This is a genomic window from Pedobacter borealis DSM 19626 (assembly GCF_000708285.2).
GTDB classification, from domain to species: Bacteria; Bacteroidota; Bacteroidia; order Sphingobacteriales; family Sphingobacteriaceae; genus Pedobacter; species Pedobacter borealis.
The window spans coordinates 12,530-26,537 of sequence record NZ_JAUG01000036.1 but is presented as its reverse complement, the minus strand read 5'-3'; the positions used below and the strand labels follow the sequence as shown (position 1 = coordinate 26,537).

The 14,008-nt window shown below is 37.0% G+C and carries 12 protein-coding genes; all 12 read right to left on the bottom strand.

The features are described from left to right. Positions 1-102: 102 nt before the first annotated feature. On the bottom strand, positions 103-1,194 hold the full coding sequence (locus AW17_RS11800) for an NAD-dependent epimerase (protein ID WP_029276596.1): 1,092 nt from the start codon (positions 1,192-1,194) through the stop codon (positions 103-105). A 120-nt stretch (positions 1,195-1,314) separates the two neighbouring features. Further along, the gene (locus AW17_RS11795) at positions 1,315-2,436 is read right to left on the bottom strand and encodes a glycosyltransferase (RefSeq protein WP_029276594.1); all 1,122 of its coding nucleotides are present in this window, start codon (positions 2,434-2,436) and stop codon (positions 1,315-1,317) included. After that, a complete protein-coding gene (locus AW17_RS11790) occupies positions 2,411-3,304 on the bottom strand; it encodes a glucosamine inositolphosphorylceramide transferase family protein (protein ID WP_029276593.1) in 894 nt (297 codons plus the stop codon). The genes AW17_RS11795 and AW17_RS11790 overlap by 26 nt, the downstream gene beginning before the upstream one ends. A gap of 4 nt (positions 3,305-3,308) precedes the next feature. Beyond that, a complete protein-coding gene (gene asnB / locus AW17_RS11785) occupies positions 3,309-5,150 on the bottom strand; it encodes an asparagine synthase (glutamine-hydrolyzing) (RefSeq protein ID WP_029276591.1) in 1,842 nt (613 codons plus the stop codon). Between the two features lie 20 nt (positions 5,151-5,170). Beyond that, on the bottom strand, positions 5,171-6,271 hold the full coding sequence (locus AW17_RS11780; RefSeq protein ID WP_051691791.1) for a glycosyltransferase: 1,101 nt from the start codon (positions 6,269-6,271) through the stop codon (positions 5,171-5,173). A gap of 6 nt (positions 6,272-6,277) precedes the next feature. Then, the gene (locus AW17_RS11775) at positions 6,278-6,880 is read right to left on the bottom strand and encodes a sugar transferase (protein ID WP_029276587.1); all 603 of its coding nucleotides are present in this window, start codon (positions 6,878-6,880) and stop codon (positions 6,278-6,280) included. Continuing rightward, positions 6,877-8,151, bottom strand: coding sequence for a DegT/DnrJ/EryC1/StrS family aminotransferase (locus AW17_RS11770; protein ID WP_051691790.1), 1,275 nt, complete (start codon positions 8,149-8,151; stop codon positions 6,877-6,879). Before AW17_RS11770 ends, AW17_RS11775 begins: the two co-directional genes overlap by 4 nt. A gap of 60 nt (positions 8,152-8,211) precedes the next feature. Beyond that, positions 8,212-9,429, bottom strand: a complete 1,218-nt coding sequence (locus AW17_RS11765; protein WP_051691789.1) for an O-antigen ligase family protein — start codon at positions 9,427-9,429, stop codon at positions 8,212-8,214. Further along, on the bottom strand, positions 9,426-10,520 hold the full coding sequence (locus AW17_RS11760; protein WP_029276581.1) for a glycosyltransferase family 4 protein: 1,095 nt from the start codon (positions 10,518-10,520) through the stop codon (positions 9,426-9,428). The genes AW17_RS11765 and AW17_RS11760 overlap by 4 nt, the downstream gene beginning before the upstream one ends. A 6-nt stretch (positions 10,521-10,526) precedes the next feature. Beyond that, positions 10,527-11,396, bottom strand: coding sequence for a glycosyltransferase (locus AW17_RS11755; RefSeq protein ID WP_036669738.1), 870 nt, complete (start codon positions 11,394-11,396; stop codon positions 10,527-10,529). Positions 11,397-11,410: 14 nt separating this feature from the next. Next, complete coding sequence (locus AW17_RS11750) at positions 11,411-12,568, bottom strand: DegT/DnrJ/EryC1/StrS family aminotransferase (RefSeq protein WP_051691788.1); 1,158 nt, start codon at positions 12,566-12,568, stop codon at positions 11,411-11,413. Next, positions 12,565-14,007: a lipopolysaccharide biosynthesis protein gene (locus AW17_RS11745; protein ID WP_029276575.1), complete on the bottom strand. Its 1,443-nt coding sequence runs from the start codon at positions 14,005-14,007 to the stop codon at positions 12,565-12,567. The genes AW17_RS11750 and AW17_RS11745 overlap by 4 nt, the downstream gene beginning before the upstream one ends. Position 14,008: the final 1 nt, after the last annotated feature.

Sequence of the window (14,008 nt, the reverse complement as noted above, 5' to 3'; positions counted from 1 at the left end):
TACTTATACTGTAAACCAATTGCTTACAGATAGTAAAATGACAGTTTAATAATTCAGTTTTATAAAATTTATTATACATCTAGTTTACACAGTCATGACAAACTAAATTGTACCAACAGTTGTTTTACGTTCCAACTGTAAATTTGGGTGATAAAAAGTTGTAAACCAGTTCACAAAATTCTTTACACCTTTGTGCACAGAAACAGATGGTTCATAATTTAATAAGTTTTTTAAATCATCAATATCTGCTGATGTTTCTGCCACATCGCCATCTTGCATGGGCATAAATATTTTTTGTGCGGTTAATCCCGTCTCTTTTTCAATTTCTTCAACAAAATCCAACAAGTTAACCGGTGCCCCCCGCCCAATATTAAATACGGCAAAAGGTGCTACTGATGTAGCTGGATCAGGTTTTTGGTTATTCCAGTTTGGGTTTGCCTGTGCTGGTTGATCAAAAACCCTCACAATGCCTTCAATAATATCATCCACATACGTAAAATCTCTTTTCATTTCCCCGTTATTAAAAACTTCGATGGGCTTGCCTTCTAAAATTGCTTTTGTAAACAAGAACAAAGCCATGTCCGGGCGGCCCCAAGGACCGTAAACTGTAAAGAAACGTAAACCAGTGGTAGGTAGATTAAATAAATGGCTATAAGCATGTGCCATTAATTCGTTACTTTTTTTAGAAGCTGCGTATAATGAAACCGGATGATCTACATTATCATGAGCAGAAAATGGCATTTTTTTATTTAATCCATAAACACTTGAAGAGCTGGCGTACAATAAATGGCCAATTTTAAAATGACGGCTACACTCCAGGATATTTAAAAAGCCTTTAATATTGGCTTCTATGTAGGCATCCGGATTGGTTAAACTATACCGTACACCTGCCTGAGCGGCCAAATTACAAACCGCATCGAACTGATGGGTTTTAAAACAATTTTCTAAACTTTCTTTATCGCAGATATCCAACTTTATGAAAGAATAATTTTCATATCTATCACTTACCTGAGGAATACCGTAAACCAAATCAGTATGGTTAATACCAGTTTGAGCCAAGCGGGCATGTTTAAGGTTTACATCATAATAATCGTTGATGTTATCAATGCCCACAACAACGTCTCCTCTTTCCAATAAGCGTTTTGCCAAATGGAAACCAATAAATCCGGCTGTACCGGTAATTAGAATTTTCATAAAATTTAAGTTTGAGAAACAGTTAAGAATGGCCTCACAGAAGGCTTAATTATTAGTTTTTAGGATACAGCAAAGCATCCCATCAGAAAATGCGGTAATGGTTAGTTTAATATTTTGAATTTAGCTATGTTGCTGCAATGCGTTTAAAATAGATTGAGCAAATATTTCTGGTCTACGGCCGTACAAATACTGCATCGCCGTTTCAGCATCCGGATTTTGGTTATGTTTCAATTTTTCGCCCATCGCTTTGGCCAGGGCTTCTACATTGTTTACTTCAACTTTGGTAATAGCCGGAATTTCGCTGATGCCTCCTGCACAAAGTGTAGATACGACTGCGCTGTTTACCGACATCATTTCTAACAGTACATTCGGAAAACCTTCTTTTATGGAAGATACCACGCAAAGTTTTGCCTGTTTAAAATAAGGAGCCGGATTATCTATCTGTCCTTTTAAAAAAACCGAATCGCTTAAGTTATTCTCCTCGATAATATTGATTAATGATGCTCTTTCTTTTCCCTCTCCAAGTACGAGTAATTTCAGTTTGGGATATTCCTGCTGAATCAGTTTAAAAGCTTTGATCAAAATCGGAAACCCTTTTTCTGGTATCAACCTTCCTGCAGAGCAGATAAAATCTAGTTTAGCATCGCCATTAATTAAAGGCTGATCAGATTTCGCAATGATTTTATTAAAATCGACAGGATTGGGTTGAACCAATACATTCTGATTCGATAAAAATCTATTATGATTAAGCAGCTGTATTTTCATTAACGCAGTTTGGCAAACCACTAAATCTACAGCTGGATAACCCATGCGGTAAATGATTTGATAAATGCGTTTTTTAATTCCGGTGAAACGGGTAAAAACAGAAGTGCATTCGCGTACAATTAATTTAGACCTGAGGTAACCTATACGTTTTAAAAAGCCTAAAAAAGCATTTAAATACGGATGTGTGCTCATTAACACATCATCCTTTTTATATTTCCGGAGTATTGGTATCAGTTTTACAAAACCCCAAAAAATTGTTTTTTTAGATAAGTATTTTTTGGAAATCCCTTCCGAGATTTTAAGCCCTGTAAAAGCGTGTTTCTTTAAAAAGTACATTTCGCCGTTAACAGCGGTAGCCATCATCAGCAACACATTTTCAGCACCATTGGGGGCATCGGTTAACGAAATAAAAATCATTCTTTTTTCTGGTGTTGTCATTTCGAATGGCGATTTATTTCCTTTTAAGGTTTCGAACAATTTTTTTGAACGGCATCATCAAACTCATTACTTTCCGCTTGCCATCTATTACAATAATGTTGTTGGCGAAACTGATGTTATGAAGCCCTTTGTTATAAGGTTTATCTGGTAATATTTCGAATTTATTGATGGTTGAAAACGCTTTTTCGCTCAGTGTTTCAATTTCGTTAATGATAATTGAGCCTCCGTAGCGGTTAATTGGGTTTTGTGTAGGGCGATACAGTGATTTACCAACTTTAAATAAACTCCCTGCAGCTCTGCAAAATTCTTTTTCTACAGGAATTGGGTTCTGATAATGCCCTGTGTATTGACCGTTTAGCGTTTTTGAATGGTAAATGTACAGGTGATGATGATCTCCGGATACACTGGTAAAAAGCCAATATCTATTTTCATGATAAATAATCGAACTATCTACAAAAGCTTTTCCACTAACCAGCACTTTTATTTTGGTTAACTGGCTAGGATTCTCCTGCTCAACCTGATAGAGTGCTATTTCTTTCGCTTCTGACGTTTCGGGAATGCAGTATAAACAACCATTTTCTTCTATAAGATAGGGATAAGATAAATGGATCGCATCTGGCTTGATGCCCTGCACTTTCTTCTTGTTTTTGAAGTCGAATTCATCAATCATCATAATCTCGCCCTTCCCTTTCCAAAAATCCAGTTCTTCGTAATAAATCCTTGGTGCATTATTTACACTCACCACAAAAGGATCAGCGGCATAATCGATGTTGTCTTCTTGCAACCAGTTTACAGTCGCATTCAGCTTTTTTGTGCTGATCAGTTCTTCAGGTGTTTGATAAATAAAACCAATGTTCCATTTATCAGCTGCGAATATTTTATTAAAGAGGTTAACAGTTGCATTCATCTTATTATGCTACTAAAGAAACTTTATCTACAGTTGATTTATTTTTAATTAACCATTGAGAGAGTACCAACAATTTCCAGATCTGTGGATACCTGTTCCACTTTCCGGTCATATGCTCATTGATAATTTCTTGGGTTCTTTTCAAATGAATGCCAGGAATGTTCTTCAAATTATCAACTGATAAATTATCCATCACATAATCTTTTAATTCATTTCTGAACCAATGTTGGAATGGCATGGTAAAACCAGCCTTTGGCCTATCGAACATATGCGCAGGAACACGATCGAACAATAAATCTTTTAATATCCGTTTTTGGTTTCCATTGGTGTATTTAAATGCTGTGGGCAGACTTCTCGAAAATTCCATTACCCGATAATCCATTAAAGGAGAACGCGATTCAAGCGAAAAGGCCATTGAAGCACGATCTACTTTTGTATTGATATCTCCGTTTAAATAGGTTTTAATATCAAAATCAGAAATCCGTTCTAACAAAGGTTTAGCTGGATTGGTTAAAATATGCATCAATGGATTATATTTGGCCAGATCGGGTTGTTTTACCCACGAATTTTCCATATTGCCAAACATTTTTACATACAGTTTTTCTATATCTTCCATAGAAATGCCCATGGCAATCAGTTTATGCCGATAACTTGGCGATTGGTTAATTAATCCAGCCAATGCTTTTCTAACACCATGTGGCGCATAAAAAAGGCTGTTAACCTGTTTAATCCATTTGTACCGGTGATAGCCTAAAAAAGCTTCGTCGCCAGCATCACCACTTAAAGCAACGGTTACATGCTTCCTGGTATTTTTACTGAGCAACATGGTAGGTATAGCACTCGAATCGGCAAAAGGCTCGTCATAAAAACGGTTAAAGTTTTCAATTAAGTCAATGCCATCATTGTAATTACATTCAATGGTATAATGGTCGGTACCTAAGTGTTTGGCAACCTGATTGGCATAAGCACTTTCATCGAAACCTTTTTCATTAAATTTTATAGAAAATGTTTTAACGTGGTCGATTTCTTTTGTGGCCATAGCTGCAATTAGTGATGAATCTATACCGCCAGATAAAAACACACCCAATGGTACATCAGCATTCATCCTGATTTTAACCGCATCGGCCAAAATAAATGCTAAAGCTTCTTTAGCTTCTTCGTAACTACCATCAAACTTGTTCTTCCAACCATAATCTAAGGTCCAGTATTCTGTAATCTTAAGCTTATGGGATTTAAGGTCATATTTAAAATAGTTGGCTGCAGGTAACTGTTTCACCTCTGCATAAATAGACTGAGGCTCTGGTACATAACCCCAAATTAAATATTGATTAATGGCTTCTTCGTTAACGCTTAGATTCCTGTCTATATTGATTTGTGAGGGTTGACTTGCAAATTCGAACGACAGGTGATCATGGGCATAATAAAAAGGTTTTTTGCCAAAGCGATCTCTGGCACCAAACAGTTCGTTTTTATGGGTATCATAAATCACAAAAGCAAACATCCCGTTAAAGCGGGTTAAGCAATCGGCACCATACTCCAGATAAGCTGCGCATATTACTTCGGTATCGGAGCTGGTGTTAAACTGATAGTTTTTCCGTTCCAGATCTTTTCTAATGTCTTTGTAATTGTATATCTCTCCGTTAAAAACAATGTGGAGGTGCATATACGAAAACGGTTGATTGGAACGGGCATCCAGATCAATAATGGCCAATCTATTGTGTGCAAAAATAACCTGTTCGTAACGTTGAACGCCTGTGTAATCTGGTCCCCGAAAATTGATTCTTGCCATTTTCTCGCGGACAATTCCGTCTGAGTAAGGTATGGTTGTGCCGTATATTCCACACATAACGATAATATTTTAGATTGTTAACTGATTAATTCTTCATATTGAGCGCTGATTTTATCAAGCGCACATTTCTGATATACATTTCTCCTAATCTCAGCTGGGTTCCATTGGCCTTGAGTGCAGGCCTGGATAATTCGCAGCCTAAAGCCTGCCAAATCATCCTGTTCTAAAACAAAACCGTTAAAGCCATCGATAATTAATCCTGGAATGCCGCTCACTCTAAAGGTTACTACTGGTAGGCCTACGGTAAGCGCTTCTAAAACCACATTCGGGAAACCTTCTGTATAAGAGCTCAGCACCATTAAATCATGCTGAACCATTACTTCGTGGATGTTTTTAATTTCCCCTAAAATTTTAAGTCTGTGATCAAGCCCAAGGTTCTTGATTTTGGTGTTAATCTGATCTTTTAGTACTCCTGTTCCCACGAAATCGAGATGATAATTTTCGGGCAAATGCGCCATAATATCAACCAGTCGTTCTAAGCCCTTTTCTAGTGCAAAACGGGCCACAACTAATAATTTATAAATTTTATCTGGTGTTTTAACCTCCTTTAACTTATTAGTTTTCAATACTGGATTGGCAATAACCCTGATCAGCTCCTGATTGACGTTATAAGTATCAATCAATGATTGTTTCATTTCTTCTGATTGGCAAACGATCTGTTTGTAACCCCGATAACTTGCGCTGGCAAAAAGCTCGTAAAACCTCGACTTAAATCCTTCAAACAATCTTTGTTCGTGCGGAATATTAGAAGCCCTAGCAATAAGCATCGGAATTTTTAAAAACCTGCCAACCAGTGAGACTAATATATTGATGTGATCGGTAGTGGAAAAAACAGCATAAGGTTCTTCTTTTTTTAGCAAGTTATAAAGCGCAAAAAAAGACTTAGATGCTTTCTTGGTTTTTAAATCGATAAAACGGACACCTTCCAGATCCATCGAGAAACAATTCACAGTCGAATCTAAAATCACAATGGTTACATCAAACTTATCTTTGTTAAATCCCTGGGCCAAATTCCAGAACACCCGTTCTGAGCCGCCCGAAGTTAATGAACTGAGTACAAAGAAAACTTTCTTTTTAAGCTTAACTTCTTCTTTAATTGTTTTTTGTGGAGCGTACATATTATTTTAGTTGATGACAATCCTATTAATCGTTAACCAAATAATTTTGAAATCGGTTAGGATATCGTTATGGTTGATATACCTCATATTCTGTTTTATTTTTGCTGGAATAATACGTTCCACATAATAAGTTTCAGGGTCTTCAGCGTGCTGAAGGAGTTCATTTTCGTTGCAAAACTCTACTGAAGCCCAATCGGTAATACCAGGCTTAACAGACAAAACATAACGTTGTTCGTCATTATAGAGATTAACATATTTTCTAACTTCTGGCCTCGGCCCAACAAAGCTCATTTGCCCTTTTAAAACATTTAATAGCTGAGGCAATTCATCCAGTTTATATTTCCTTAACCAATAACCCAGTCTGGTAATCCGGTTGTCATGGTTTCCAATGGTGAGCAAACTATGGTTACTTTGTGTAACGCACATGGTTCTGAATTTTACCAGGTGAAAATCTTTCATGTTTCGCCCAACCCTGATCTGTTTAAAGATAATAGGTCCCTTAGAATCGAGTTTAACCAAGATCGCAATCAGGATTAAAAGCGGGCTAAAGAGGATTAGGCACAAGCTTGCGAGTACCACATCGAACACTCTTTTTTTATTTTTTTTCATGATGCAACTGCCATTTGTTTGTGTACAATAAAAGTTTCTTCCATAGTTTTGATGCGGTTATTCAATTGTATATTCACACAGCTGATAACCGAATTGATAATGAACTCGATCTCTGCTACCGCTAATTGTGGGTAGATAGGTAGTGAAATTTCGTTTGCATAGTTCTGATAGGCCATTGGGTAATCTTCAATTTTGTAGCCCAGATTTTTAAACAGGGTAAGCATTGGCATTGGAATGAAGTGAACATTACTGGCAATGCCCAACGATGCCAGGTCATCAATAACTTGATCTCTTTGTTCTTCTGTTAGCCCCTTAACGCGCATTGGAAAAAGATGGTAGCAAGATTCTCTTTGTGTACTCACCAATGGCGGAGCGATAAACCAATCTTCGTGCTTAAAACCCTCACAATATTGGTGAGCAATTTTTTTCCGTTGCGGCAAAAGTTCGTCATTATACTTTCTGATCTGCGCCAAGCCAATAGCAGCACAGATATCGGGCATGTTGATTTTTAATCCCTGGAATAAAATATCGTAACGCCAGCCTCCACCTCTCGATTTAGAAAGTGCATCTTTATTTTGTCCATTAAGTGTATACATTTTTAAGTAGCTGTATTCTGCCTCTGAATCAAACGGACATGGAAGGTTTAAGCATATTGCGCCACCCTCAGCTGTGGTTATGTTTTTTACCGCATGAAAAGAGAATATCGTTACATCACATTTTTGAGCGGCTGGTTTATCATGAAATAAACTACCAATTGAATGGGCCGCATCAGAAATTAACAGGATTCTTTTCAACAGCAATTGTTTTTCTGATTCACACTTAAACTTTTCCTGCACCTTATGATCTATAATCAACTCTTTTAAAGCGATATAATCACAAGGCCATCCCGCAATATCTACTGCAATTATGGCTTTCGTTTTACTCGTAATTGCAACCTTTACCTTATCCGGATCGATGTTAAAATCATCTAAAACATCAACCATAACGGGTATAGCGCCACAATGAAGAACTGCTAAAGCTGTAGCACTATAAGTATAAGCTGGAATAATTACTTCATCGCCAGCTTTAACGCCAAACCACTTTAACATCAAAATAGCGCCAGATGTCCATGAGTTAACACAGACCACTTCTTTCGTTCCGGTGATACTTTTAATTTCTTGCTCAAGGGCTTTCACTTTAGGCCCAGTTGTGATCCACTTATTATTAAGGGTATCTAATACCTGATCAACCACAGATTGATCGATAAACGGTGGTGAAAATGGAATGTTCATATTCGTCAATTTATTTGTGAGAATTTTAATAACCTGCCGAAGCTAGGATAACAAGAACTGTTAATTGTATTGAACCAGAATGGGATCTTCCATTTTGATTTTGGAGAGTTGTAGAATGGCAAAGTATAGAAACAATGTTGGTCCGCTCGTTGCCAGAAGCCATTCGTTATGAAAAAATGAGTTGATGGATATTGCCAAAAAAGAACAACTCAAACAGACCAGGAGCGTATTTTTCTTATCTTTGATGTGCAGAAAAGCATAAAAAATGATCTTCCCTACTTTTCTATATAATAAAATAAGTAAAATAAAGCCCAGCAAAGGCCCTAAATAAGTAATAAACATTAAATAGGCATTATGGGATGTAATTACGATAGGCCCTTTTTTATAAACAAAGTTGTGTTGCACTACATCGTTCCAGGTTTTTCCATAAAACAATAGCCCAAAAGGATATTCGGTTATAATTTGAATGTTCTCTCCCATTAAATCGCCGCGCTCTTCTTTACCTTTCGCATTTTCGGCACTTTTATTTAAAATATTCTGTTGTTTTTTCCCTTCAGAAAATTGTTCAATAGAACTTTGCGCGATAAAAAATATGGCGCAAAACACACCGAATATTAAAATGGATTTGGCTTTATAATAGCTTAAAAAAAATAATCCGGTTACAACTGCAAAAGCGACCAAAACCGACCGTTGCATACCGAAGAAAATAAGAGCGAGCGATAACCCAAATAAGAGGAGGTTAATTAGCCAGCTTCTTTTAAACAGTATAGCATTAATAACTAAAAATGGTGTTAAAGCAGCCATCTGGTAGCCGAAAGTAAAAATAGTGGTCGATATACCTGCTGGTGCCTGCAATACGTCTTCCTGCACCAAAAGCGAACGGATAGCCGCCATATTGTATTGGTGATCGATGAACATGATGATTCCGGAAAGCAGCAATACACCGAAGAAAAATCCGACTGCGATGTTCATCCGTTTTAAATTCGTACCGATAACATAGTTGAACAACAAGGCAAAGCATGCAGCAACAATTAATAAGGCAAAAAAACCAGTAACATCTGCCTGACCTATGAGATAAAAAAAAAGGGCCGCAATAAAGAAAACAAATAATTCTTTGCCATATAGGAAGCCTGTTTCTTCAGTCCGATAGAAATAGATTAAAGGCGCCAGGAAAACTATTGGTGCCGGAATTCTGAAAACCCCGGTCATAAAGATGTTGAATGTTGTTGCATAAACATAGCCAAACAACAAAAAGAGAAACATTATTTTCTTAATCATGACATGATGAGTTGCTCCCAGTTGGCAGAAATGCGTTCAATAGAATTTGTTTCGTTGATCGATCTTGCTTTTTCTGAAAATTTATTTCTTAAATCACTGTTATTAAGTATTTTATCTATAGACAATGAAAGTCCTACTATATCTTTATCAGCAACCAGAAGTCCGTTAATTCCATGTTCGATAATCTCTGAAGGGCCAAATTCACAGTCCATTGCTACACAGGCACAGCCCATTCCCATGGCCTCTACCAGTACATTGGGATAACCTTCATTTCTGGAGGAAAGCACAAACACCTCGGCCTGTGTATAATAGTCTTGCAGGTTAGATTTAAAACCAATCAGCTTAACTTTATCTGTTAGGTTTAAATCCGTAATTTGCCTTTCGAGACTTGCTCTGTCTGGGCCTTCTCCAGAAATTAAAAGATCAACATCAGCCAATTCCAGTTTGCTATAAGCCTCAATAAGATGATCGAAGCCTTTTTCGTAACATAGCCTGCCAACAGAGAGTATAAATCGTTTACCGTGAACAGCGCCTGCGTTTGAACGAGAAAAGTGATGGATTGGATTATGTATTGTTTTAAAGTTATCCAGCTTTTCGAACTGTTTAATTCTTTTAAATCCTTTAAACATCTCAAAAGCGGGCAGTACGACGGCTTTCGATTTTCTGTAAATGTGGAACACAATCCACTGCAGCAATTTATTATATTGATGTAAAGTATAGACAGGAGCCGTTCTTTCTGAAACCAAATAGGGCAAACCTAAAATTACACAACATAAACCTGCCCAAATGTTTGCAGAAGTCATAAAACAGATGGTGCAAACCGGTCTTTCTTTCTTTAATACAGAGAGTAACCGATAAAAAGTTAAGTAAGCATATTTTAGTCTGTTGAAAAAATTTGGATGGTCTTTTCGCTCGACCAGATTTACGATTTTAACTTTTTTATTCATTTCATACCTAACCTCTGCTGTATTGAGGCAAATCATGGTAACACTGCAATTTTTATCACTGAAATGATTAGCCAGATTACTAATTACCCGCTCAGCGCCACCTCCCTCTAAACTGTTGATTACGAAGCATAATTTAGTAGCCATTTCGAATTAATTTACAATCGTTTTAATGGTCTGGAAAGCGTTTCCAAAGGTTTTATATTTCACTTCGAAGAGGAAATATTTTCTGAAGTAGAAGTTTAAAAGTTTAACTTTCTGTAAACCTGTATAGGTGAAAATTTTAATGATGATATAGAAATCACTCAATTGCATCTTCTTTAATGGAACATAAGCAACCGGACTCCAAATACCTCCGGGATGACGCCTGTAACAACTCATTACCTCGGGTAAAACGTATATTTTTTTACCTGTTACCCAAGTGCAATAGAGTTTCAACAGTTTATCGCAGGCATAACACTTTAAAAACCAATCGTTTTTATAAAGATTTTTAATGGCTTCAATGTTGCGGTAAACAATAGTTGCAGTACAGGTTTCTACTTGCCTGTTCACAATCAGATCGCTAAAGCTATACTGCAGGGGAACAGGGTTAAAATCCATGTAAAACAGTTCAGTATCATCAAAATTTATTTCGCGTGTATAATGGCAGCACATTACATATTCTGGATTATTTTCTAAAAAATCTACCTGTTTCTGGAGTTTATATGGATCTAACCAATAATCATCACCATCGCATGTGGCCACGTATTTACCTTTAGTTTCTAGTGCAACCCTAATTACGTTTTGGGTAGCACCGATATTCTTTGGTGCTTTTAAACGCTTAATTTTATCAGGATGTTTGGCAACATATTCATCAATAATCTCTGTGGTGCCATCGGTAGAGCAATCGTCACCAATAATAATTTCTGTATTAAAATTGCATTTCTGCATCAGAAATCCATCCAGCGCTTTCGCAATAAATTTACTGTGGTTATAAGTGATGCAAAAAATGCTAACCATTATACCTGTATCGTCTTGTTTCATAATAGAAGCTGCTATTAATTGCCGTTAACCGCCATGCCAATACTGCCATTAACCAATGTGTTGTAATCGGCGAGTTTAAGCACTTGTTTTTTGCGGTAATTCTGGGTTCTCAAAATAATCCTGACCACTAGATCCTGATCGGCACTGGTTAAAGTATGGTAAAGAGGTAAACACATAATGCGTTTAGAAATAGAATCACAGATCGGCATATTTACCTTAGCAATATATGGCAAGGCCGATAAGGATGGGTAAAAGTATCGCCTACAATACACTTGAACCAGTTCTAACTGTTTCATGCAATCGAGCATAATTTCTTCGGACCGGAATATTACGGGATAGTATGCATAATTAAATTCCGTATCGGCTTGAATAACCTGAAACTGCGCTTCAATTTTATTCAGGCGCATTTCGTAATGCTGTGATAGCTCTTTGCGTTTACTTAAAATCTGACCGATATGTTTTAGGTTACAAAGACCCATTGCAGCGTGAAACTCTGAGTTTTTAGCATTAGTTCCGATCTCTGAAAAGGTATCTACCCCACTATAACCAAAATTACGCATCAGCGCCATTCTCTTTAAAGTATCAGGATTTTGAGTAAAAACAGCCCCACCTTCAATGGTATGAAACAGTTTAGTTGCATGGAAGCTGGTTGTGCTTACATCGCCATAAGCGAAGATCGATTTACCTTTATATTTTGTACCAAAACAATGGGCGGCATCATAAATTACCTTTAGTCCATGTTTTTTTGCAATGCGGTCTATCGCTTCAATATCACAAGGATTTCCAAAAACGTGTGTAGCCAAAATTGCCGAGGTATTAGGCGTAATGGCCGCTTCAATTTTATTGGGATCAATATTAAGGGTATCTTCATCTATGTCAACAAAAACAGGTTTGCAACCTTGCCAAACAATACTGCTGGTGGTAGCTACGAAAGAAAACGGTGTGGTAATAATTTCACCTTTTACTTCTAATGCCTGTATGGCTAGCTGTATAGCGATAGTACCATTGGTTACGTATAATAAATGAGGTAGTTCTAAGTATTGTTGCAACTTCAACTCCAGTTCATTTACCAAAGGACCATTATTAGTGAGCCACTGTCTGGCCCAAATGCTACTTACATAGCTTTTAAAATCTGCCTGTTTTGGCAAAAAGGGTTTAGTTACAGGTATCATTGTTTGAGGATTAATTGTTTAAAATCAAGGAGTGCAGCGAGTTTGATGCTGCTACTTATGCCGAGGTAAAAACTGCCATAGATGATGCTTATGCCAGCAATGCGCAAAATATTGTTGATGTGATAATGTGTTAAACACCAGGTATCGAGGCAATAACAAGCTACACCTAACAGACTAGACAACATCAAAATAGGCACTATATCATGAAGCTGTTCTTTAATTGGGTAATTGATTAATTTGCCACTATATATTGAATTGATATAATAGGCGAAAACAGTAAAGAAGAGCTGAAAATATAGAAGCCCCATAATGCCAAATGGAATAACACAGATAATTCCAACTACACTTAGCACCTTTTTTATAATTTCTAATTTCAAGAACTGCCCGCTATGACCTTTAACTTTTAAAATATTCAGGTTATATGCGTGTACCGGGTATAGAATACCCGCAATACATAAAATCTGAAAATAAGGTACAGATGGCAGCCATTTATCGGTTAAAAGCAACGAGATTAAAGGTTGAGCAATAAGTGCTAAAAAAATCAGGATGGGTGCATTCCAGAATAATACCTGCTGCATTAACCTACGGTAAACCATTTTAAGCTTTACATCATCATTACTGATGTTCGAAAACATAGGATAGGTAACTTTACTAATTGCAGTAGAAATAATCCCAATGGGCAACTGACTTAAACTATCTGCCCTGGCATAAAAGCCCAATTGTGTTGCCGCATAAAAGCGACCTATAATAACGGTGTATAAATTCTGATAAATGGTGTCCAACAGGCCAGAAAGCGTCATCTTGTAGCCAAAATGAAAGTGCTTTCTGAAGCTTTTTTTATTAAAAATCAGTCGTGGCCGCCAATCTGAATAAAACCAATGTAAGATGGTAGAAACACTCGCACTCAATAAACTCATCCAAACTAAACTCCAGGTTCCATAACCGTTTTTTGCCAGGTAAATACCTAAACAACCGCCTAGTACTACTGCAGGTATTTGAATGACCGTTTGCAGTTTAAATTTCATTTCCTTAGTTAATAAAGTACTCTGAATACTAAAAAAGGCATTGATTAAAAAGGTTAATCCATAAACCCTAACAATATCGGTAAGTGTTGGCTGCCTGTAAAAACCAGCTATTAGCGGTGCTGCAAAGAACAAAACACCATATACAATGATGCTTCCAAACAGGTTAAAAAAAAATATGGTAGAAAAATCCTTTTGTCCCGCCATCCTTGTGCGGATCAGCGACGAGGTTAGGCCGCTATCCATCAACGAATTACCAACGGCGATAAAAATAGAGAGCATTGCGATTAAGCCAAATTCTGCAGGACTTAATAAGCGGGCCAATATGACGGTAACGAACAGGTTTATGAATTTAACACTAAACTGCTGTCCGATCGACCATATAATGCCCGATCGCGCTTTATATGTTAAACTCATG